Origin of the sequence: Kribbella flavida DSM 17836, assembly GCF_000024345.1 — a bacterium.
GTDB classification, from domain to species: Bacteria; Actinomycetota; Actinomycetes; order Propionibacteriales; family Kribbellaceae; genus Kribbella; species Kribbella flavida.
In genome coordinates this window covers 3,778,808-3,798,985 of record NC_013729.1, presented here as the reverse complement: position 1 = coordinate 3,798,985, position 20,178 = coordinate 3,778,808, and the positions used below count along the sequence as shown (strand labels likewise).

Annotated in this window: 18 protein-coding genes; 8 read left to right on the top strand and 10 right to left on the bottom strand. The window is 71.0% G+C overall.

Annotated features, from left to right (window positions below; all coding sequences use genetic code 11):
• Positions 1–29: 29 nt before the first annotated feature.
• The 3 genes from KFLA_RS17540 to KFLA_RS39350 all read left to right on the top strand — a co-directional run bounded on the left by KFLA_RS17540 (position 30) and on the right by KFLA_RS39350 (position 3,223).
• Positions 30–1,160 carry a winged helix DNA-binding domain-containing protein gene (locus KFLA_RS17540; RefSeq protein ID WP_012921145.1) on the top strand — a complete coding sequence of 377 codons (1,131 nt, stop codon included), beginning with the start codon at positions 30–32 and terminating at the stop codon, positions 1,158–1,160.
• Between the two features lie 45 nt (positions 1,161–1,205).
• Positions 1,206–2,180: a helix-turn-helix transcriptional regulator gene (locus KFLA_RS17535; RefSeq protein WP_012921144.1), complete on the top strand. Its 975-nt coding sequence runs from the start codon at positions 1,206–1,208 to the stop codon at positions 2,178–2,180.
• Between the two features lie 122 nt (positions 2,181–2,302).
• Positions 2,303–3,223: an LppU/SCO3897 family protein gene (locus KFLA_RS39350; RefSeq protein ID WP_012921143.1), complete on the top strand. Its 921-nt coding sequence runs from the start codon at positions 2,303–2,305 to the stop codon at positions 3,221–3,223.
• A gap of 49 nt (positions 3,224–3,272) precedes the next feature.
• Here the strand turns inward: KFLA_RS39350 and KFLA_RS17525 are convergent, their stop codons facing one another.
• Together KFLA_RS17525 and KFLA_RS17520 are read right to left on the bottom strand one after the other, a co-directional pair.
• The gene (locus tag KFLA_RS17525; RefSeq protein WP_012921142.1) at positions 3,273–3,704 is read right to left on the bottom strand and encodes a nucleoside deaminase; all 432 of its coding nucleotides are present in this window, start codon (positions 3,702–3,704) and stop codon (positions 3,273–3,275) included.
• Positions 3,701–4,558 (bottom strand): LLM class flavin-dependent oxidoreductase, encoded by an 858-nt coding sequence (locus KFLA_RS17520; protein ID WP_012921141.1) that lies wholly within the window; start codon positions 4,556–4,558, stop codon positions 3,701–3,703. Before KFLA_RS17520 ends, KFLA_RS17525 begins: the two co-directional genes overlap by 4 nt.
• 93 nt (positions 4,559–4,651) lie before the next feature.
• Here KFLA_RS17520 and KFLA_RS17515 point away from each other — a divergent pair, with 93 nt between their 5' ends.
• Together KFLA_RS17515 and KFLA_RS17510 are read left to right on the top strand one after the other, a co-directional pair.
• Positions 4,652–5,110 (top strand): Lrp/AsnC family transcriptional regulator, encoded by a 459-nt coding sequence (locus KFLA_RS17515; protein ID WP_012921140.1) that lies wholly within the window; start codon positions 4,652–4,654, stop codon positions 5,108–5,110.
• A complete protein-coding gene (locus tag KFLA_RS17510; protein WP_012921139.1) occupies positions 5,110–5,958 on the top strand; it encodes a hypothetical protein in 849 nt (282 codons plus the stop codon). The genes KFLA_RS17515 and KFLA_RS17510 overlap by 1 nt, the downstream gene beginning before the upstream one ends.
• A 220-nt stretch (positions 5,959–6,178) precedes the next feature.
• Here the strand turns inward: KFLA_RS17510 and KFLA_RS17505 are convergent, their stop codons facing one another.
• Both KFLA_RS17505 and KFLA_RS17500 read right to left on the bottom strand, forming a co-directional pair.
• Positions 6,179–6,619, bottom strand: a complete 441-nt coding sequence (locus KFLA_RS17505) for an OsmC family protein (RefSeq protein WP_012921137.1) — start codon at positions 6,617–6,619, stop codon at positions 6,179–6,181.
• Positions 6,620–6,650: 31 nt separating this feature from the next.
• A complete protein-coding gene (locus KFLA_RS17500) occupies positions 6,651–7,301 on the bottom strand; it encodes an SDR family oxidoreductase (RefSeq protein WP_012921136.1) in 651 nt (216 codons plus the stop codon).
• Positions 7,302–7,344: 43 nt separating this feature from the next.
• Here KFLA_RS17500 and KFLA_RS17495 point away from each other — a divergent pair, with 43 nt between their 5' ends.
• Entirely contained in the window at positions 7,345–8,187 is an 843-nt protein-coding gene (locus tag KFLA_RS17495) for an alpha/beta fold hydrolase (RefSeq protein ID WP_012921135.1), read from the top strand.
• A gap of 52 nt (positions 8,188–8,239) precedes the next feature.
• On the opposite strand, the gene KFLA_RS17490 is transcribed toward KFLA_RS17495, so the two are convergent.
• Entirely contained in the window at positions 8,240–9,442 is a 1,203-nt protein-coding gene (locus KFLA_RS17490) for a helix-turn-helix transcriptional regulator (protein WP_012921134.1), read from the bottom strand.
• Between the two features lie 381 nt (positions 9,443–9,823).
• Here KFLA_RS17490 and KFLA_RS17485 point away from each other — a divergent pair, with 381 nt between their 5' ends.
• Both KFLA_RS17485 and KFLA_RS37970 read left to right on the top strand, forming a co-directional pair.
• On the top strand, positions 9,824–10,744 hold the full coding sequence (locus tag KFLA_RS17485; protein ID WP_041289373.1) for a threonine/serine dehydratase: 921 nt from the start codon (positions 9,824–9,826) through the stop codon (positions 10,742–10,744).
• 129 nt (positions 10,745–10,873) lie between these two features.
• Positions 10,874–11,038 (top strand): hypothetical protein, encoded by a 165-nt coding sequence (locus KFLA_RS37970; RefSeq protein ID WP_012921132.1) that lies wholly within the window; start codon positions 10,874–10,876, stop codon positions 11,036–11,038.
• A gap of 54 nt (positions 11,039–11,092) precedes the next feature.
• Here KFLA_RS37970 and KFLA_RS17480 read toward each other — a convergent pair whose 3' ends face one another.
• From KFLA_RS17480 to KFLA_RS17460, 5 genes are all read right to left on the bottom strand, one after another.
• A complete protein-coding gene (locus KFLA_RS17480; RefSeq protein WP_012921131.1) occupies positions 11,093–14,233 on the bottom strand; it encodes an efflux RND transporter permease subunit in 3,141 nt (1,046 codons plus the stop codon).
• 24 nt (positions 14,234–14,257) lie between these two features.
• On the bottom strand, positions 14,258–14,713 hold the full coding sequence (locus tag KFLA_RS17475) for an efflux RND transporter periplasmic adaptor subunit (RefSeq protein ID WP_012921130.1): 456 nt from the start codon (positions 14,711–14,713) through the stop codon (positions 14,258–14,260).
• Entirely contained in the window at positions 14,710–17,898 is a 3,189-nt protein-coding gene (locus tag KFLA_RS17470; protein ID WP_012921129.1) for an efflux RND transporter permease subunit, read from the bottom strand. Before KFLA_RS17470 ends, KFLA_RS17475 begins: the two co-directional genes overlap by 4 nt.
• Before the next feature lie 180 nt (positions 17,899–18,078).
• Complete coding sequence (locus KFLA_RS17465; protein WP_237706833.1) at positions 18,079–19,461, bottom strand: sensor histidine kinase; 1,383 nt, start codon at positions 19,459–19,461, stop codon at positions 18,079–18,081.
• On the bottom strand, positions 19,454–20,164 hold the full coding sequence (locus KFLA_RS17460; RefSeq protein ID WP_012921127.1) for a response regulator transcription factor: 711 nt from the start codon (positions 20,162–20,164) through the stop codon (positions 19,454–19,456). The genes KFLA_RS17465 and KFLA_RS17460 overlap by 8 nt, the downstream gene beginning before the upstream one ends.
• Positions 20,165–20,178: the final 14 nt, after the last annotated feature.

The window sequence follows — 20,178 nt, the reverse complement described above, 5'->3', positions numbered from 1 at the left end:
CGGCCCGGTGTTCGTGGTGGAATGCGCGGATGGTGCTGACGGAGCGGGAGCTCAATCGGGCGGCGATGGCGCGGCAGATGCTGGTGGCGCGGGAGGCGGTCGGTGTCGAGGACGCCGTACGCCGGGTGGTGGCGGTGCAGGCACAGCACGCGGCCTCGCCGTACGTCGCGCTGTTCAACCGGGTGGCCGGGTTCGATCCCGCGGAGCTGGATCGGGCGTTCGCCGAGCAGCGGGTGGTGAAGGCGAGTCTGCTGCGGATGACTCTGCACGCGGTGTGCGCCGACGAGCACGCGCACTTCCGGGCCGTGATGATGCCGGCGACGGCGACGGCGCGCTTCGCCCAGTCGTTCGCCGCGGGTGGGCTGACCGCCGAGACCAGCCGGGTGCTGGCCGCGGAGCTGCTGCAGTTCGCGAGCGAGCCCAGGACCGGGGCGGAGCTCGAGGCATGGCTCGGTGAGCGGCTCGGGACGGACGCGGCGGCGCAGGTCTGGTGGGCGATGCGGTCGTCCGCGCATCTCCTGCACGCGCCGACCGGCGGCCCGTGGTCGTTCGGGCAGCGGCCGGTGTTTGTCGCCGCGCCCTGGGCGGAGGTGCTGGACGCGGAGAAGGCGACCGAGGTGCTGGTTCGGCGCTATCTGCAGGGCTTCGGTCCGGCGTCGGTCGCTGACATCGCGCAGTTCGCCAAGATCACGCGATCTCGGGTGAAGGTGGCGATCAGCGCGCTCTCCGGCGAGCTCGAGGAACTGAAGGGTCCCGGTGGCGTCACGCTGTACGACGTCCCCGGTGCGCCGCGTCCCGCCGGTGATCTGCCGGTGCCGCCGCGGCTGATGGCGATGTGGGACAGCGTGCTGCTCGCGTACGACGACCGCGGCCGCGTCGTCCCGCCGGAGTACAAGGCGGCGGTGACCCGCACCAACGGTGACGTGCTGCCCACCCTGCTGGTCGACGGGTACGTCGCCGGGGTCTGGCGAGGGGTCGAGAGCGGGATCGAGGCGGCCGCGTTCCAGCACCTGCCGGACGACGTCTGGCAAGGGCTCGCCGCCGAGGCGCGCGCTCTGTCGGAGATGCTGAGAGAGCGCGATCCCAAGCTCTACCGCAGCTACGACCGCTGGTGGAACGACGTCCCCGTGGTCGAGACCCGAGTGCTGGCGACGGGGTGAACAAAGTGCTCACCGGGTGAGCGCTTTGGCTGCGACACTGGGCTCATGCGAGCTGACCGGCTGGTGGCGACCCTGCTGCTGATGCAGGCCCGCGGCCGGGTGACCGCCGCGGAGCTGGCTTCCGAGCTGGAGATCTCGGTGGCGACCGCGCGGCGCGATCTCGAAGCGCTGTCGACGGCCGGCATCCCGGTCTACCCGCAGCCCGGCCGCAACGGCGGCTGGTCGCTGCTCGGGGGTGCGCGAACGGATCTGAGCGGCCTGACCGCGACGGAGGCGCAGGCGCTGTTCCTGCTGGTCGGTCCGGCGGCCGCCATCGCACCCGAGGCGAAGGCCGCGCTGCGCAAGCTCGTCCGGGCGCTACCGGAGAGCTTTCGCGGCGACGCGGAGGCAGCGGCCGAGGCGGTGGTGATCGACCCGGCCGGCTGGGGCGAGCTCGACAAGGCCCGCCCGGTCGTGGTCAACGACCTGCAGCACGCCGTCGTCCGGCGGCTCAAGGTCCGCCTCTCGTACGCCGGACGCCGGGGCGCGCCGCCGTCGGAGCGGCTGGTGGATCCGCTCGGTCTGGTCGCCAAGGACGACGTCTGGTACCTGATCGCGGGGACCGAGAGGGGTCAGCGCACGTTCCGGGTCGATCGGGTGCTGGAGGCAACGGTCACCGACCGGCCGGCGGAGCGGCCGGACGACTTCGACCTGTCGGTGGCGTGGGCCCGGGTGGTCGACGAGATGGAGCAGAACCGGTCGCTGCTCGCGGCGACCGTGGTCATGCAGGAGCGGCACCTGTGGGTGATGCAGGACCGCCTCGGCCGGCACTGCGAGGTGCTCGACTCCCCCGGCAACGGGCTGGTCAAGATCCGGGTCACGGCGCCGAGTCCGTTGATGATCGCGCAGCACCTGGCCGGCTGGGGCGGGTCGATCGAGGTGCTCGACCCGCCGTCGGTGCAGGCGGAGCTGGCCCGGCTCGGCGGCGAGCTGGTCAGCCGGTACGGCAACGATCGGGCACGCAGCGAAGCCGCGCGGTGACAACTCGTCGAGGCAGTCAGAAGGCCGCGGGCCGCAGGGACGCGGAGCCGCTCGATGACCGGGGTGGTGAGTAAGGTCCGGATGTCCCAAAGCTGTCCCGAAGCGAGCAACAGGAAGTATTCGTGACCACCACTCCCCCGCAACCGCCCCAGAGCCCGTACCAGCCCGGCGGCTACGGTCGCCCGCAGGACCAGGTCGGCCAGGCACCGTACCCGCAGTACACCGAGCAGCCCGGCCAGCCCCTGTACGGCCAGCCCCAGCAGTCCCAGCCGCAGTACGGGCAGCCGCAGGCGCCGTACGAGCAGGCACCGCCGTTCGGTCAGCCGCAGGCCGGTCACCCGGGCGGACCGCAGTACGGCCAGCCCCAGTACGGGCAGCCTCAGTACGGCGCTCAGCAGTTCGGGCAGCCCGGGCCGATGCCGCACGGGCCGCAGCCGGGTGCTGTGCAGTGCCGGTTCTGCGGCGCGTTCCCGGCGGCGCAGGCGACCGTGCGCGGGCACGTCGGCCTGCTGGTCGTGATGCGCTTCCTCAAGCTGGAAGGCCCGTTCTGCCGCACCTGCGGGATCGCGACCGTGCGGGAGATGACGTCGAAGAGCATGTGGCAGGGCTGGTGGGGTATCGGTTCCGCAATCGTCAACCCGTTCATCATGCTGTCGAACATCGGTCCGTGGAAGACGTTCAAGGACCTGCCGGAGCCGGCTCCGGGTGCGCCCGGCCGGCCGATGAACCTGGGCAAGCCCCTCTTCCAGCGGCCGGCCGTACTGGGCCTGCTGGTGCCGGTCATGCTGATCGCCGTGATCGTGATCGCCAACCTGGACAGGGCGTCGTCGGCCGAGGCGGGCGCGTGCGTGCAGAACAAGGGCACGATCAGCAACCCGAACGTGAAGGTCGTCGACTGTGGCTCGGCGGAGGCCGAGTTCAAGGTGCTCGGCAAGGTCAGCTCCTCGAACTCCGCGCAGTGCGAGCAGTACCCGGGATACACCGTGGCGTACACCGAGTCGCGCGGCTCCTCGGGCTACACGCTCTGCCTCGGCTCCAAGTAGGACCAACGCGGTAGAGCCCGGCGCGGACTTCGCCGGGCCCTACGTCGCCTCAGCTCTTGTAGTAGTTCTCGACGACGGCTCGCCCCTCGTCGTACAGCGCCGGGCCGTCCTCCGGTACCGGCGCGAACCCGCCGCCGGGCTTCAGCGCGTTGAGCTGGTCGCCGGACAGCGCGTAGACGACCCGGCCCAGGCCGGAGCGTTCGAGGGCGCCGCTGCACATCCGGCACGGCTGGCAGCTGGTGTACATCGTGGTCCCGGCGGCGACGTCCGGGGTGAGGTTCGCGGCCGCCCAGCGGGCCAGCTTCAGCTCGGGATGCGCGGTGATGTCGTTGTCGGTGACGGAGGTGTTGTGGTCCTCCGCGAGCACGGTCCCGTCGGGGCCGGCCAGGAGCGAACCGAACGGCGGGTTGCCCGACTTGTCCGCGGTGGCGGCGAGCTCGATCGCCCGCCGGAGGAAGCCCTCGTCAGCCGTGGTGGTCACAGTTTCTCCGTTTCTGCTGAGCTCAGTTGTGCTTTGACGGTGGACAGCGCCTGCCACGCGACCTCGGGGTGCTCGGTCTCGGCCGGGTCGCCGACGAACGGGTCCAGGACGACAGTGTGCGCTCCGAGCAGGCGCAACTCGTCGAGGTCGGCGAGGATCTGGTCGATCGATCCTTCGCCCGCCCGGCGATCGGTGTCCGGTCGCGGCCGGTCGGTCAGGTGCAGCAGGATCCGCGGGGCGAAGCCCGGAACCGGCCGGCCCTGCTGCTCGGCGACCTGCCGCAGGCACTTCGCGGCGTCGCGCAGCCAGGGCATGGTCTGCCGCAGCGGGTGCCAGGCGGCGCCGTACCGGACGGCTCGACGGGGGCCGGCGTCCATTCCGCCGCCGACCCAGATCGGGAGGCCGTCGGCGCGGTAGTCGTCGGTGTCCTGCCAGGCGGTCGTGACGGTGTCGAGCAGCTCGTCGGTCAGCCGGCCGCGGTGGCGGAACTCGGCACCGAGCGCGGCGAACTCCTGGGCGGCCCAGCCGACACCGACGCCGAGCACGAATCGGCGGCCGCTGAGTTGGTGCAGGTTGGCCGCCATCCGCGCGACCAGCAGCGGGTGCCGGTACGGCGCGATCACCACAGTGGTCCCGAGGCGGATCGTGCTGGTGCTGCCGGCCAGCCAGCTGAGCGTGGTGAACGGCTCGTAGAACGGCGCCGGGTACTGCTCGGCGACGTCGGGCGTGATGACGACGTGGTCCGACATCATCAGCAGGTCGTAGCCGAGCCCCTCGACCGTACGAGCCCAGGCGAGCAGCCGCTCCGGCGTGGCGCCGGGGCCGAAGTTGGGGACGTTCACACCGATTTCCATGGGGTCACGCTATCCAGGCGAGCATCCCCGCTTGAAGGGAGTCTTCACGGAATCCAGTGGCTTTCACCGTTGATCTGTCGGTAGTTTGGCGGGATGACCGAGACTCTGGATCCGACCGACTGGGCCATTCTCGGTGAGCTGCAGCGGGACGGCCGGCTGCCGCTGACCGAGCTGGGCCGACGGGTCAGTCTGAGCGCGTCGGCAACCACCGAGCGGGTCAAGCGGCTGGAGACGCTCGGCGTGATCAGCGGGTACCGCGCCCAGATCAACCTCGCGAGGACCGGGTACGCCGTACTGGCGGTGGTGCGGCTGAAGTATCCCGGCAACAAGCACGAACCGTTGCGCCGGTTGCTGGCCGAGCGGACCGAGATTCTCGAGTGCCTGCGGACCACGGGCGACGACTGCTACGCGCTGAAGGTGGCCGCTGGATCGATGGCGCACCTGGAGCAGTTGGTGAACGAGCTCACCGAGTTCGGCTCCACCACGACGAACCTGGTCTACAGCGAGACCCAGCCGTACCGTGCCCCGGTCGGACCGCCGGCAGTGTCGTGATGGAGGTTCTCGGGATTCCCGTCCCACCGTCGCTGGTCACGTCGTGGGTCGACTGGCTGGCGCCGGATCGGCAGCCCTTCTACGTGACGGCGCGACAGGCGACCGAGTGGGACCTGCCGCTGTCCGACGAGGAACCGGATCCGCAGTTGCGGGACACCTATCGCGTGTACGACCTCGACGGCGAGCTGTGGCGGTCGTGGTTGTCCGAGGCCGAGTTCCTGGCGTTGCCGGATCCGACCCGGGCGAAGCTGGTCCGAGCGCAGACCGAGCACGGGCGGGACGCCGTACCGACGGTGCGGGCGTGGAAGGACGTGCTGGGGCCACGGATCCGGGAGCAGGCCGACGGGCACCGGTTCGTGTGGTGGAAGTCGTTGCTGTCTGCCCCGGACGCGGTGCTGCGGCGGATCGTGAGCGACGAGTTCGAACCGAGCCGGCACACGGAGGTGCAAGCTGAGGTCTGGCGTGACGCCGCGCGGCTGGTGCCTCGCGCCCGGGAGCTGGCCGGGACGTTCGCGCAGGGCAGCGGGCCGAACTGCTTCGGCACGGTGATGGCCGCGTGTGGCGTCGAGGGCGCCGAGTCGCAGTGGGTGCAGCGGCAGCCGTTCGACACCTGGCTGGCCGAGTCGGCGACGCGCGGCGGGCGGGACGGCGTACCGGGGACCGTGCTGGTGTGGCGCTCGTCCGACGGGGCAGTGCAGCACGCGGCGGTGACGCTGGGTTCGGGTTGGGCGTTGCACAAGCCGTCGCAGGCGTGGGCGTCGCCGCGCAAGGTCCGGACGGTCGACGAGATCCTGCGGGCCTCCCGCCGGCACGGCTGGCGACTCCAGCGGCACTCGCTTGACCGCTAGCCTGCCGCGCATGGAGTTCTCGGAGCTGCTGGCACGGGCGCGAGCTGTGCGCGGCAAGTACGCGGCGATGGACGAGTTGGACGAGCACCTCGACCAGGCGGGCTGACGCTCGAGCTGTCCTGGTCGCGACCAGCGAGCGGTGTCGTCTCGGGTGCACCTGCCGGGACCCGGCTGCTGCGCCCGTGATGAGGCGGCGCCCAGGTCCTCGGGGTGCGTTGGGTCAGGCCTCGTCGGACGCGTTGAGGGTGAGGGCCACCGGGGTGCCGAGCTCGACCGTGCGGCTGACGGTGCAGAGGCGGTCGTGGGACATCTTCACCGCGCGCGGTAGCGCCTCGCGGGCCTTGTCACCGGCCTCGCCGGCGGGGAAGTGGATGCTGAACTCGACGGTCAGGTTCTGCATCCGGTTGCCTTGCTCGGCGTCCCGGATCTTGTCGCCGCGCACGACCGCGCGGAACTCGGTCGGCTCGGCGCGCCGGCTGGTCACCACGTCGACGTCGATCGCCGAGCAGGCCCCGATCGCCGCGAGCAGCAGCTCGACCGGGGTGAAGTCGGTGTCGCCGCCGGAGCCGACCGGCAGCGTGCCGCCGCGCTGGTTCTGCACCAGGTACTTGCCGTTCGCGGTGCGCTCGAAGTGCACCTGCCGGAGCGTGTCGTCGCCCATGGAGAGTCGCAATCTGTTGCCAGTGGCAACGTCAGAGGGAGGCCAGCGCGGCGGCGACGGAGGTGTCGCCGGCGATCAGTTCGAGGGTGCGGCCGATCGAGGCCGGGGTGCTGCACAGGCCGGCCAGCACCAGGGCGACGTCGTCGCGCGCGACGCTGCCGGAGCCGGTCCGGCCCGCGAGCAGGACCTGCCCGGTGCCGGGGTCGTCGGTGAGGGCGCCCGGGCGCAGAATCGTCCAGTCCAGGTCGCGTGAGCGCAGGTCGTCCTCGGCGGCGAGCTTCGCCGTGAGGTAGACGGTGAAGGTCTCGTCCGGGTCGAGCTCGGCGATCCGGTCGACGCCCATCGAACCGACCTGGATGTGCCGCCGTACGCCGGCCCGCTCGGCGGCCTCGGCGAACAATGCGGCCGCACCGCGGTCGACGGTGTCCTTGCGGGCGTTGCCGCTGCCCGGGCCGGCGCCCGCGGCGAAGATTGCGACGTCGGCGCCGGCCAGCACGTCGGCGACCGCCGCGACGTCGGCCTGCTCGAGGTCCAGCACGGCGACCTGGCCGCCGGCCTCGGTGACGTCGGCCTCGTGCGCCGGGTTGCGGACCAGGCCGACGACCTGGTGCCCGTCCCCGGCGAGAATCCTGGTCAAGCGCAACGCGATCTGCCCGTGTCCACCCGCTATCACGACTCGCATGCCTGGAGCCTACCCGCCGGGCCGCGACGGGCAGACTGTCACCATGCCCCACGCGACCGCACCCGACGGAACCCGGATCGCCTACCAGCTCGGCGGCCGCGACCCCGGTAACTGCCACGGCGGCCGCGGTCAGGGAGGACTGGAAGGAGCCGACCGCAACGAGCCGCCGTTGCTGCTGCTGGCCGGGCAGTCGAACAACCACCACTGGTGGGATCCGGTCCGAGCCGACTTCGAGGCCGGCCGGCGGACGATCACGCTGGACTACCGCGGCACGGGTGACAGCGACATGCCGGACCGGGTGTACAGCACGACCGGATTCGCCGAGGACGCGGTGGCTGTGCTCGACGACCTCGGCCTGGACCGGGTCGACGTGTACGGAACGTCGATGGGCGGCCGGGTCGCGCAGTGGCTGGCGATCCTGCACCCGGAGCGGGTTCGCGGCCTTGTGCTCGGCTGTACGTCGCCCGGTCGCACGCACGGGTTCGAGCGGAGTCAGGAGATCCGGAGAGCGCTCGCTCACCCGGACCAGACCGCCCGGGATGCCGTTCTGGTCGACCTGATGTACACGCCCGGGTGGGTGGCGCGGAACCCCGGGCCGTACCCGGTCCTCGGCGATGCCGCGATGCCGGCGTACGCGAAGGGGCGGCACCTGGTCGCGAGCAACAGCCACGACGCCTGGGAGGAGCTGCCGTCGATCAAGGCGCCGACCCTCGTGCTGCACGGCACCGACGACGTGTTCAGCCCCGCCGCGAACGCGCAGCTCCTGGCCGATCGCATCCCGCACGCGCGTGCCGAGCTGATCCCTGGAGCGCGGCACGCGTACTTCCACGAGTTCCACTCGCTGGCCGGCCCACTCGTGGACAGGTTCCTTCGCTCGTTCGGCTGACGAACACAGCGGCCCTGCCAGGAACAGTCCCCCGGTGATGGTCGTTGACTGGCTACACCGAGGCGCCCTCAGCCTTGAGCGACTCGTAGGCATCGCGCAGCTCGGCCACCTCTGGCACGCCGTGCGCGTCGATGGCGTTGATCACCTCCCTGGCGCGCCAGTAGTTCGACGGTACGAGCCGACCGGACGTGATGGCTTCCATCGTCGTCGAACTGGCCTCGTCGGGTTCGCCGCTCGCGACCAGGGCAAGGGACAGGTCGAGCCTCGCCGTCGCGGCTCGGCGCGGACGTACTGCGCCGTGCGCCGGGGACTCGAGCTGAGTGAGAACCTGCCGCGCGATTGGAACCGCGCCTGGGTCCCCGAGCCATGAAAGCGTCGTAGCCACGTACGCGTCCGACTTGCCAGGGTCGTACCGGTAATGGTGCTCCGGCTGGTCAGGAACCTCGAGTGGAGCCACGAGGTGTTCGACCCTGGAGAGTACCTCGAGGGTGTCGCGGGTGTGGCCAAGTCGAGCATGCGCCCGGCCTTCCTGAGCCGTGGCCTGGATGAACGCCGAACTGCCCACGGGCGCCGCGGCTTGCGCGGCCTGGCTGAGCTTGATCGCGCGCCGGTAGTCACCATCGGTGACGGCCTGCCAGGCCTCGGTTTCGAGCGCCCATCCCGACAGCTCGGGATGGTCGGCGTGTTCCGCCAGCTGGGCCGCTGTACGGAGTCTTGCCGCTGCTGCCGGCCGGTCGGCCAGGTCGATCGAGCAGGTGGCCGCCAGCAACGAGAGCCAAGACCCGGTCACCACCAGGCGGCGATGTTCGGCGAGGGTCTTTCGGGCGTCGAGCAGCTTGCCGACATAGGTCAGATGACGTCGTACACGGAGCAGAAGCAGATCGGGCTGCACGCGCGGGTAGGCGATCGCCAGCTCATCGACGGCCAGCTCCAACTGCTCGAGCGTCCTACCTCCGACGTCGCTTGCGGCGACCCGCTGCCCTAGCTCGATCGCCTCGGCCTCGTTGGTGTCAGTCGTCGGAGAAGCGATCCGGACGAGGTCATCCAGGTCAGCCAGGCTCAGCCCGAACACGACAGCAAGCCACTGGAGCCAGTAGCGGCGCGGTCGCCGCCGACCCTGCTCCCAACGGCTGATCTTGTTGCGAGTGACGGCCGGGTTCCCGGAAGCCTCCGCAAGGAGCTGGGCGAGCTGGGCTTGGCTGAGATCTCGCTCAGCGCGCAGCTGGGCGATCAAATGGCCGATCCCGCTGTACACTCCGATCCCCTCCGTTGCGGTGGATGGCCACTAGTTTGGCACCTCCCTGCACCCTCCGCACGGAGCACGATTGCGACATGAACGCGAACACGGGGCATCGCGCAGGCGTGGAGTGGTTCAGGCGGACAGAGCCAAGCGACGCCAGAGACTCTGCGTCGCTTCCGGCCGAGCTCGAGCGCGACCCTCGGGGCTGGCCAATCCTCCGGCCCTCGGCTCCCGGGACCTGCGACGGCACGAACCCACTGACTGGTCGGCTCTGCACACTCGGACACCACAGTGGCTATCACAGGGACGCCTTCGGCGCGGAGTGGCTGGATGACTGACTTGCACGTGGCAACAGCCCCTCGGCATCGATCCGGCGAGCCGTGGCAGGGTGGATGCGTGACTGTGACTCTCGACGACATCCAGCAGGCAGCGCACCGCATCGCAGGCCACGTACGCCGTACGCCGGTGCTGGAGGTGTCGCCGACGTGCGTGTTCAAGCTGGAGCTGCTTCAGCACGTCGGCTCGTTCAAGCCGCGCGGTGCTTTCAACCGGCTGCTCAGCGCGAGAGAGCAGGGCGCGCTGACCGGCTCCGGGGTGGTCACCGCGTCGGGCGGCAACGCGGGACTGGCCGTCGCGTACGCCGCCCGTGAGCTCGGCGTGCCGGCCCGGATCTTCGTGCCGGAGAGCGCTCCCGCCGCCAAGATCGCGCGGCTGCGCACCTTGGACGCCGACGTGGTCCAGGTCGGCACGGAGTACGCCGAGGCCTACGTCGCCGCGGTGGAGGCCGGCGAGCAGTCGGGCGCGATGCTGGCCCACGCGTACGACCAGCCGGAGGTGGTCGCGGGGCAGGGAACGCTCGGGCTGGAACTGCTGGAGCAGATTGAAAAGTTCGACACCGTCCTGGTCGCGGTCGGTGGTGGTGGACTGATCGCCGGCATCGCGACCGCGGTCGGTGACCGGGCGAAGGTGGTCGGGGTCGAGCCGGTGCTCGCGCCGACGATGCGGCGCACGCTGGAGGCCGGGGAGCTGGTCGACGTGCCGGTGAGCGGGGTGGCGGCTGATTCGCTCGGTGCGCGACGGCTGGGGTCGCTGGCGTTCGAGGCCGTGCGGAAGTACGGCGTGGAGTCGGTGCTGGTGGAGGAGGACGCGATCGTCGCCGCCCGGACCGAGCTGTGGCGGGAGTACCGGCTTGCGGTGGAGCACGGGGCGGCGGTCACTCAGGCCGCGTTGTCGTCCGGCGCGTACAAGCCGGCGCCCGGTGAGCGGGTCGTGTCGGTGGTCTGCGGTGCGAACACGGATCCAGCAACCCTCGGTTGACGCAGCGGAGTCCTCAGCGGACTCTCAGCAGCGGGAAAGCATGATGGAAAGTGGCGCACCGACGTGCCGTGCTCGACAGGTGCCGGTGCTCCCCGCTGTGTCCGTCCGTCCCGGAAGCCGTGGTTGCCGATGAGCCTCTTGCAAGTGGTCCTCGTCCTCGATGTCGTGCTCCTGGTCGCGCTGACGGCGGTCAGCGCGCTGGCCGAGGCCCGCGGCGCGCGGGACCGCCGCCGCGCCGCCGAGGCCGACTGGGCGCTGCTGCGTTCCTGGCTCGACGAGGCCCCGACGCGCTGACCGCCTGATCCGGCCCCGGAGAGCGCTCCCCCACTGCGCTCTCCGGACGCCGGATCACACCGGTGCGGGCTCCGCCTCCTCACGGCGTTGCCGGCGCGACTTGGCGAAGCGCAGGTAGAACGCGGGCACCACGAACAGGTTCAGCAAGGTCGCGGTGATCAGGCCGCCGAGAATCACCACGGCCATCGGATGCTCGATCTCCTGGCCGGGGATCGAGCCGGACGCCAGCAGCGGGATCAGCGCCAGGCCGGTGGTGAGCACGGTCATCAGGATCGGCACCAGCCGTTCCGTGGCGCCGCGGATGACCAGCTCCGGACCGAACGGCACGCCCTCCTCGCGTTCCAGGTGCTGGCAGTGGCTGATCAGCATGATGCCGTTGCGGGCGACGATGCCGAAGACGGTCAGGAAGCCGACCAGCGAGCCGAGCGAGATCACCCGGGAGCCCGCGTACGCGGCGATCACCCCGCCGACGAGCGCGACCGGCAGGGTCACGAACGTCATCATCGCCAGCCGCCAGCTGCGGTACGACGCCTGGAGCAGCAGCAGGATGCCGACCGCGGCGGCGATCGCGTAGATCAGCAGCCGCTGCTGGGCGGCCTGCCGCTCGGTGTACTCGCCGAGCATCTCGGCGCGGAACTCCAGCGGCATCTCCACCTGCGCCAGCCGGTCCTCGATGTCGGCGACCACCGAGCCCAGGTCCCGGGACCCGTCGAGCTCGGCGCCGACGTCGATGTTGCGGAACAGGTCCTCGTGCTGCACGACGTTCGGGACCGACACGATGCTGATCTCGGTGACGTCCTTGAGCCGGACCTGCCCACCACCGGGCTTGTCGATCAGCAGGTTCTCCAGGTCGGTGACGCTGCGCCGCTTGTCCGGCGGGGTCCACAGCTGCACGTCGTACGCCTTGCCCGCGGTGTAGACGTCGCCGGCCTCCTCACCGGCCATCAGCCAGGCGGCCGCGCGGCGGACGTCGCCGGGTTTGAGGCCGTGCCGCTGGGCGGCGGCCAGGTCGACCTCGACGCGGATCTGCGGAATCGCGTCCTGGAAGTCCACCGAGTGCTTGCCGACGCCGTCGACCTCGCCGACGAGCCGGTTGATCTCCTCGGCCTTGGACCGCAGCTGCTCCAGGTCCTGGCCGAAGATCCGGATCGTGATCGGGTCGCTGGACCCGGTGAGCACCTCGCGGATGCGTTCCTTGAGGTACGTGAGCACGTCGCGGAACACCCCGGGATAGCCGTCGACGACGCCACGCACCGACGCGACGGTCTCGTCGTAGTCGACCGAGGGGTCGACGCTGATCCAGTTCTCCCCGAAGTACACGCCGTGCGGTTCGTCGCCGAGCAGGGCGTTGCCGATGTGGGAGCCGGCGTTGCGCACGCCGGGGATGGTGAGCAGTTCGGCGTTCACCGCCTTGCTGGTGCGGACCTCCTCCTGCAGCGAGATGTCGGGCTTGCCGAGCCAGTGCATGAGGAAGTCGCGTTCTTTGAAGTTGGGCAGCAGCGACTGACCGAGCAGCGGCAGCAGGATCAGCCCGAGCACCGTGGTGAGCGCGACCGCGACGTACCCGAACCGCGGCCGCTTGACCAGCCGGGTGAGGATCTTGTCGTAGCCGCGCTTGAGCGGCGGCACGACCGGCGACTCGCGCTGCTCCAGCGACCGGGGATTGCGGAAGAAGATCAGCGCGAGGGCCGGCGTCACGGTCAGCGCGACCAGCATCGAGGCGAGCAGCGCCAGCGCGTACGACAGCGCGAGCGGCCGGAAGAACGACCCGGACAGCCCGGCCAGCATGAAGATCGGCAGGATCGCGACCACCTCGATCAAGGTGGCGTAGACGATCGCGCTGCGCACCTCCAGCACCGCCTCCAGGATGATTTTGGCGGTCGATCTGGTACTGCCTTCGCTGCGGTGCTGGCGCAGCCGGCGGACGATGTTCTCGACGCCGATGATGGCGTCGTCGACGATGTCGCCCAGGGCTATCACGAAGCCGGCCAGCACCATCGTGTTGATCGTCGTACCGCGGGCGGTGAGGATCAGCAGCGCGGCCAGCAGCGACAGCGGGATCGCGACCACGCTGATCAGCGCGGTCCGCCAGGAGTACAGGAACAGCGCGAGCATCGCGATCATCAGCAGCGCGCCGAGGATCAGCGACCGGGTCAGGTTGTCGATCGCGTCCTCGATGAAGGTGGCCGGGCGGAAGATCGTCGAGTCGATCGCGATGCCCTGCAGACCGGGACGCATCTCGGCCAAGGCCTGCTCGACGCCGCGGGTGACGTCCAGGGTGTTGGCCCAGGGCAACTTCTCGACGATCAGCATCAGGCCGTCGCCCTGGTTGATCACCGCGTCGCCGATCAGCGGCTGGTGGTCGCGCTCGAGGTCGGCGACGTCGCGCAGCCGGATCTGGCGCCCGTCGGCGGTGACGATCGGCAGGCCGGCCAGGTGGTCGTGGTCGACGATCGGGGGCATGTGCCGGATGCCGAGCCGCTGCTCGGTGCCGTCGAGAAAGCCGCCGCGGCCGATGAAGTTGCCGTCGGAGTACTGCTGCAGACCGGCGTCGAGGGCGTCGGCGGTCGCCGTCATCACCGTCTCCAGGGTGACCTTCTGCTGCGCCATCCGCGCCGGGTCGGCCTGCACCTGGAGCATCTCCAGCCGCTCGCCCCAGATCGGGACGTTGGCCACGCCCGGCACCTGCAGCAGCCGGGCGCGGATCTTCCAGTACGCCGTCATCGACAGGTCCATCATGTCGATGCTCGGGTCGGCCGGCGACAGACCGATCTTCAGCACCCGGCTGGTCGCCGAGAGCGGTTGCAGCATCACCGGCGGCGCCGCCCACGTCGGCAGGGTCGGGGTGATCGAGGCGAGTCTTTCGGCGACCAACTGGCGAGCCTCCAGCAGGTCGGTGCCTTCGGCAAACAGCAGCACGACCTGGGACAGCTGCTCGACCGACCGCGACCGGACCGTCTCCACCCCGGGGATCGCGTTGAGCGACTGCTCCATCGGGACCGTGATCAGTTCTTCCACCTCGGTCGGGCCCAGCCCGATGGCGATCGTGTGCACCTCCACCTTCGGCGGCGCGAACTCCGGGAACACGTCGACCGCGGACCGGCCGAGCTGCTGCACGCCGAAGAACATCAGGAAGGCGGTCAGCGCGACGACGAGGAAACGGAACTTCAGACTCGATGCGACGATCCAGCGCATGACAGTGGCCCCTTCACCGGTGCCTCAGTGGCCGACTTCTTCTTCGACGCCGTAGAGCGTCGGCACGCCGACGGTGGCGACCTGGGTGCCGGCGGGTGGCCCGCTGGTCAGGTACGCGAGTCCGTCGGCCTGGCGCTGGATCGTGATCGCGTGCCGCAGGTAGGTGTTGGGTTCGGGATTGGTGTAGACCCACCAGCTGCCCTGGGGATCGACGAACACCGCCGCCCCGGGAACGACCAGCAGGTTCGCTTCCCGGCGGACCGGCGCGGTCGTGATCGACAGCCTGCGGACCGCCGCCTCCTCGAGCAGGATCTTGGGGTGGTCGCTGCCGGCCACCGTCTCCAGGTGGGCGGGCTCGTGCTCGATCTCGTACGAGTCCGCGACCGTACCGGCGCAGCTACCCAGGACGAACGCCAGGATCACCGCGGGGATCAGCGTCCGGACGAACGCGGGCAGGACAGTCGCGGTGCGCGACCTCATGGGGCGACCTCCCGCTCGCCGGCCTTCGCCGCAACCAGCTCCGGCTCCTGCCGCGCGGGCACCTGCTCGTCGGCCCACAGGTCCGGCTCCGACGCACCCCCGAACCGCAGGTACAGCACCGGTACGACGAACAGCGCGACCACCGTCGTCGTCACCAGCCCGCCGAGCATCACCACCGCCATCGCGTGCACGATCTCGAAGCCCGGAACGTTGCCGACCACCACGATCGGCGCCATCAGGACCGCCACCGCCAGCACGGTCGCCAGCGTCGGCTCGAGCACGTCCCTGGTCCCCCGTGCGACCAGGTCCGGCCCGAACTCCGTCTCGGCGTCCTGCCGGTACCGGCGGATCAGCAGCACGACCACCCGGGAAGCGATCCCGAGCACACCGAGCAGCCCGGCCACCGACCCCAGACCGAACGTTCCGCCGGCGATCACCGCCGCCACCAGTCCGCCGCACAGCGTCAGCGGCAGCACGACGAAGGCCAGCAGCGCCAGCCGCCAGCTCCCGAAAGCTGCCTGCAGCAACAGCAGGACCGTGATCGCCGCGGCCGCGCCGACCGCGATCGTGCGCAGCTGGGCGGCCCGCTCCTCCTCGTAGCCGCCGAGCAGCTCGGCGTGGTACTCCAGCGGGAACTGCACCTTGCCCAGGTGCGCCTGGACGTCGCCCGCGACCGCGTCGACGTCCCGGCCGCCCACGTCGGCGACGACGTCGAGGTACGGCGCGACCGCCTCGTGCCGGATCGCGACCTGGTTCGGTACGACCCGTACGTCGGCGACGTCGCCGAGCCGGACGTGGCCGCCGGCGGGCTTGTCGATCAACAGGTTCTCGACCCCGGCGACGTTCTGCCGGATCGCGGGCGTTCCCCAGACGACCACGTCGAACACCTTCTGCTGCTCGAACAGGTTGCCCACCGTGATGCCACCCATCAGCGCGGTCGCGGCGCGGCGTACGTCGCCGGGTTTCACCCCGGCGGCCTGGGCGCGGGCGAGGTCGACCTGCACCTGGACGGTCGGCTCGGTCAGTGCACGGTCCACCGTGACCCCGGTGACGCCGTCCGTGCCCGCCATCAGGCCGCGCAGCTCCTCGGCGGTGCGGTCCAGCTGCGCCGGGTCGTCGCCGTAGACCCGGACCACCAGGCCGTCGCGGCTGCGGTCGAGCACGTCGGTCACCCGCTCGTCGGAGTACGTCAGGACGTCGGCCCGTACGCCGGTGATGCCGCGCACGGTGTCCCGGATCGCCGTGAGTGTCGGGTCGTACTCCGCGTCGGCGCCGATGTTGACCCAGACCTCGCCGGAGTTGACGTTGACGATCTGGTCGGAGGCGATCGCGCGGCCGACCTGGCCGCCGGCGCTGTCGACGCCGGGAACGGAGCGCAGGCTCTGTACCGCCTGCTCGGTGAGCTGGGTCATCTTCGGCAGCGAGGTGCCTGGTGGCGCCTCGAGGTGGACGAGCACGTCGCGTTCCTTCAGCGCGGGGCGCAGCGAGGTGTCCAGGAACGGCACCGCCGCCAGGCCGATCAGCGCCACCACGGCTGCGGTGACGACGGCGGCCCGGGTCCGGCCGGCGAGCGCGGGCGCGCGGCGGTCGTACCCGGCGCTCAGCCGGCGGGCGAAGTGGCGGCCTTTCGGCGCGGGGTGGTCGCCGGCCAGCAGCATCGCCGCCACCACCGGCGTGAGGACCAGGGCGACCAGCATCGAGGCCGCCACCGCGAGCAGGTACGAGAGCACCAGCGGCGGCAGGAAGGCGTCGCCGACACCGGTGAGGAAGAAGAACGGGAGGGCAGCTGCCGCCACGACCAGAGCGGCGTACAGGATGCCGCCGCGGGTCGCGCCCGCCGAGGCGACCACGGTTTCCGTGCCGGCGGCATCCTCTCCGTGGCGTCTGGCGCGCAGGCGCGCGGCGAGACCGTGGGAGTCGGTGATCGCGTCGTGCACGATCGCGGTGAGACCGAGCAGGAGGCCGGCGACGACCATGAAGTTGATCGGGGTGTCGCGCAGGTACAGCACGACGGCCGCGACGGCGAGCGGGACCGGGATGGCGACCAGCGTGATCAGCGCCCGGCGCCAGTCGCGGAACAGCAGCAGGAGCAGCAGCACCAGCAGGATGCCCCCGGCAACGAGCGCCCACTGCAGCCGGTCGAACGACGACTCGATGAACGACGCCGGCCGGTAGAGCGAGGTGTCGATCCGCAGGTCGCCGAGGCCGGGCCGCATCGCGGCCAGCGCGGCCTCGACGTCCTTGGTGACCTGGACCGTGTCGGCGCCGGGGAACTTCTCCACCACCAGCAGCAGGCACCGTTCGCCCCCCGGGCAGATCGCGTCGCCGATCAGCGGCTGGTGGTTCTCCACGATCTGCGCCACGTCGCCCAGCGTCCGGGCGGTGCCGCCGGCCGGCTGGCCCTCCAGCGGTACGCCGGCCAGTTCCTGCGGGGTCGAGATGGCCTGTTCGTGGAAGATGCCGAGCCGCTGGTTGACGGTGTCGATGAAGCCACCGGTGCCCGGCGAGGAAGCCTCCAGGAACGACAGCGGTGAGACCTCGAGCGCGTTGCCGGTGGTGCGGATCACCTGCGCCAGGGTGGCGCCGGTGCCGCGCAGCCGCTGCGGGTCGACGAGCACCTGCAGCTGCCGGTCACGGAATCCCCAGACGGTCACGTTGGCCACGCCCTGCACCGACATCAGCCGGGGCGTGATCACCCAGCGGGCCAGGACGGACTGGTCGATCGGGGTGAGCGTGTCGGAGGAGAGTTTGATCATCGACAGCCGGCTCGTCGACGACAACGGCTGGATCATCTGCGGCAGCTTGGACACGTGCGGCAGTCCCGCCACGGCCGTTGCCTGCGACAACCGTTCTTGCACCACCTGGCGGGCGTCCAGCAGGTCGGTGCCCGGCTCGAACCTCATCACCACCGAGGACAGCCCGGGCAGCGACACCGACTCGATGCTGTCCAGGAAGGCCACGCCGGCGAGCAGGTCCTGCTCCAGCGGGACGGTGATCATCTGCTCGACCTCTTCGGCCGACAGCCCGAGCGCCTCGGTCTGCACCTCGACCGTGGTCGGGGTGAACTCCGGCAGCGCGTCGGTCCGCGACCGGCCGATCTGGACGATGCCGACGATCATCACCCCGACGGCCAGGGCGACGACAAGTCGACGGAACTTGATGCTCGATGCCACGATCCACCGCATGCTCGCCCAAACCTCCCCCAGAGGAGGCGGCGGCTCAGGGCAGCACGACGTGGCACGCCGGACTGCGAATCCCCGTGGCCACACCCCCTCGCTCATCCCGCGCGACCTGTGGCACGACTCGCGTGGGCCCCTTCCTTCGGAGAGTAGGTCGGTGGAAGACCGGCGTCAACGCGCTGGTTCTCAGGACTTTCTCAGTTCTTCGGTGGCCGGCAGCCGGAGCCGGAAACGCGCACCACCGAGCGGTGAGTCCTCGACCTCGACGCGGCCGCCGTGCGCCTGGGTGATGTCGGCAACGATCGCCAGGCCGAGGCCGGCGCCGCCGTGGTCGCGGTCGCGGGCGCCGTCGAGCCGGGTGAAGCGTTCGAAGATTTCCTGCCGGTGCTGGGGCGGGATGCCCGGTCCGTCGTCGTCGACCGTGAGCACCGCCTCGCTCCCGGTGACGGTGAGACCGACCCGGACCTGCCGAGTGGCATGGGCGACCGCGTTGTCGACCAGGTTGCGGACCGCCTGTTCCAGCAGCACCGGATCACCGGTCACCTGGACGGGCTCGACGGCCCGGATGTCCAACTGGACAGCGGTTTGGGTGACCGGGTGACCGCTCACCGTGTCCACGACGTCGTCGAGGTCGACGGCGACCTTGGTCCATCCCAGTGTGCCGGCGTCGGCCCGCGCGAGCAGCAGCAGCTGCTCGGCGAGCGCCTGCATCCGGACCGTCTCGGCGAGCAGGTCGGCGCTGACCTGCTCCCAGTCCACCGGGCGCCGGCTGTCGCGGGCCGTCTCGAGCTGGGTCCGCAGACTGGCGATGGGGCTGCGCAGTTCGTGCGCGGTGTCGGCGACGAACCGGCGTTGGCGTTCCGTGCTGGCCTGCAGGCGGGCGAGCATGGCGTTGACCGTCCGGGCCAGCCGGCCGAGCTCGTCTCGCTGCTCGGGTTCGAACACGCGGCGGTCCAGGTGCTGGGCGGTGATCGCGTCGGCCTCGCGCCGGATCCGCTCGACCGGTGCGAGCGTCCGTCCGAGCACGGTCCACATCGCCACCGACAGCAGCACCACGAAGACCGGGATCGCGGCCAGGCCGACCTGGCCGGCCAGCACCACCGTCTCGTCGATCTCCTCGATCGAGACCCCGACGTACACGGTGGCCGGGCCGTTCGGCGTACTGGTGCCGTGGGCAACGACGCGGTAGGCGCCGGAGTCGGCGGCCGGGATCCGGTCCACCCGGTGCACGACGGTGGTTCCCGGCGACTGCGGAGCAAGGTCGAGTGGTGCGGTGCCCGCGATGTTCCGGCTGGCGGACAGCACGCGGCCGCCGTCGCCGACCACCTGGACGAGGTCGCTGTCGCGCACCGCTGGGTCCGGCGGGAGCTTCAGCGCGGCCGCGAGCTCGCCCAGGTCCTGGGCGCGCAGCCGGGCGGTGTCCATCGCGTCGTCGACCAGCACGACCCGCAAGGCGGCCGCGAGCAGCACGCCGCCCACGATCAGGACCGTCGCCGTGGCAGCCGCGGCGATCAGGACCATCCGGGTCCGCAGCGACGGCGACCGTCTCCACGGTCGCAGCTCACCCATCGCCGGTCGCCACCGGCTCCGGGGCGCGGGGGTCCTCGTCGCCCATCAGGTAGCCGTGGCCACGGACCGTCCGGATGCTTCCGGTGCCGAACGGCTGGTCGATCTTGCGCCGCAGGTAGCCGACGTAGACCTCGACGACGTTCGGCTCCCGGTCGAAGTCCGCGCCCCAGACGTGGTCGAGGATCTCCGCCTTCGAGCGGGTGCTGCCGGCGTTGCGCATCAGGTACTCCAGCACCGAGAACTCCCGCCGGGTCAGCTCGATCGGCGTCGTGCCCCGCCGGACCGTACGCCGGGCCGGGTCGAGCACCAGGTCGCCGACGACGAGGTTGACCGGCCGGGCCGGCGCGGTCCGCCGCAGCAGCGCGTTGAGCCGCGCGATCAGTACCTGGTACGAGAACGGCTTGCGCAGGTAGTCGTCGGCGCCGAGGTTCAGCCCACCGGCTTCGGCCTCGGCGCCGACCCGCGCGGTGAGGATCAGGATCGGCGTCCAGCACCCTGCGGCCCGCAGCTGCCGGCACACCTCGTCGCCGGACAGCCCGGGCAGCATCAGGTCGAGCACGATCGCGTCGTAGTCCTGCTCCCGGCCCTTCCACAGGCCGGTTTCACCGTCGTGCGCCAGTTCGACGGTGAAACCGTGGTCCTCCAGACCGTGCCCGATGGCGCGGGCCAGCCGGCGCTCGTCCTCGACGACCAGGATTCGCATCTCACCTCCCGATC

Excerpts from the sequence above, each read along its gene's own strand:
- KFLA_RS37970 (WP_012921132.1), top strand. The coding sequence starts at position 10,874 with ATGAGCCTCTTGCAAGTGGTCCTCGTCCTCGATGTCGTGCTCCTGGTC.
- KFLA_RS17510 (WP_012921139.1), top strand. The coding sequence starts at position 5,110 with ATGGAGGTTCTCGGGATTCCCGTCCCACCGTCGCTGGTCACGTCGTGG.
- KFLA_RS17470 (WP_012921129.1), bottom strand. The coding sequence starts at position 17,898 with ATGCGGTGGATCGTGGCATCGAGCATCAAGTTCCGTCGACTTGTCGTC.
- KFLA_RS17505 (WP_012921137.1), bottom strand. The coding sequence starts at position 6,619 with ATGGGCGACGACACGCTCCGGCAGGTGCACTTCGAGCGCACCGCGAAC.
- KFLA_RS17495 (WP_012921135.1), top strand. The coding sequence starts at position 7,345 with ATGCCCCACGCGACCGCACCCGACGGAACCCGGATCGCCTACCAGCTC.
- KFLA_RS17465 (WP_237706833.1), bottom strand. The coding sequence starts at position 19,461 with ATGGGTGAGCTGCGACCGTGGAGACGGTCGCCGTCGCTGCGGACCCGG.
- KFLA_RS17500 (WP_012921136.1), bottom strand. The coding sequence starts at position 7,301 with ATGCGAGTCGTGATAGCGGGTGGACACGGGCAGATCGCGTTGCGCTTG.
- KFLA_RS17520 (WP_012921141.1), bottom strand. The coding sequence starts at position 4,558 with ATGGAAATCGGTGTGAACGTCCCCAACTTCGGCCCCGGCGCCACGCCG.
- KFLA_RS17535 (WP_012921144.1), top strand. The coding sequence starts at position 1,206 with ATGCGAGCTGACCGGCTGGTGGCGACCCTGCTGCTGATGCAGGCCCGC.
- KFLA_RS17480 (WP_012921131.1), bottom strand. The coding sequence starts at position 14,233 with ATGCGCTGGATCGTCGCATCGAGTCTGAAGTTCCGTTTCCTCGTCGTC.
- KFLA_RS17460 (WP_012921127.1), bottom strand. The coding sequence starts at position 20,164 with ATGCGAATCCTGGTCGTCGAGGACGAGCGCCGGCTGGCCCGCGCCATC.
- KFLA_RS17515 (WP_012921140.1), top strand. The coding sequence starts at position 4,652 with ATGACCGAGACTCTGGATCCGACCGACTGGGCCATTCTCGGTGAGCTG.
- KFLA_RS17540 (WP_012921145.1), top strand. The coding sequence starts at position 30 with ATGGTGCTGACGGAGCGGGAGCTCAATCGGGCGGCGATGGCGCGGCAG.
- KFLA_RS17475 (WP_012921130.1), bottom strand. The coding sequence starts at position 14,713 with ATGAGGTCGCGCACCGCGACTGTCCTGCCCGCGTTCGTCCGGACGCTG.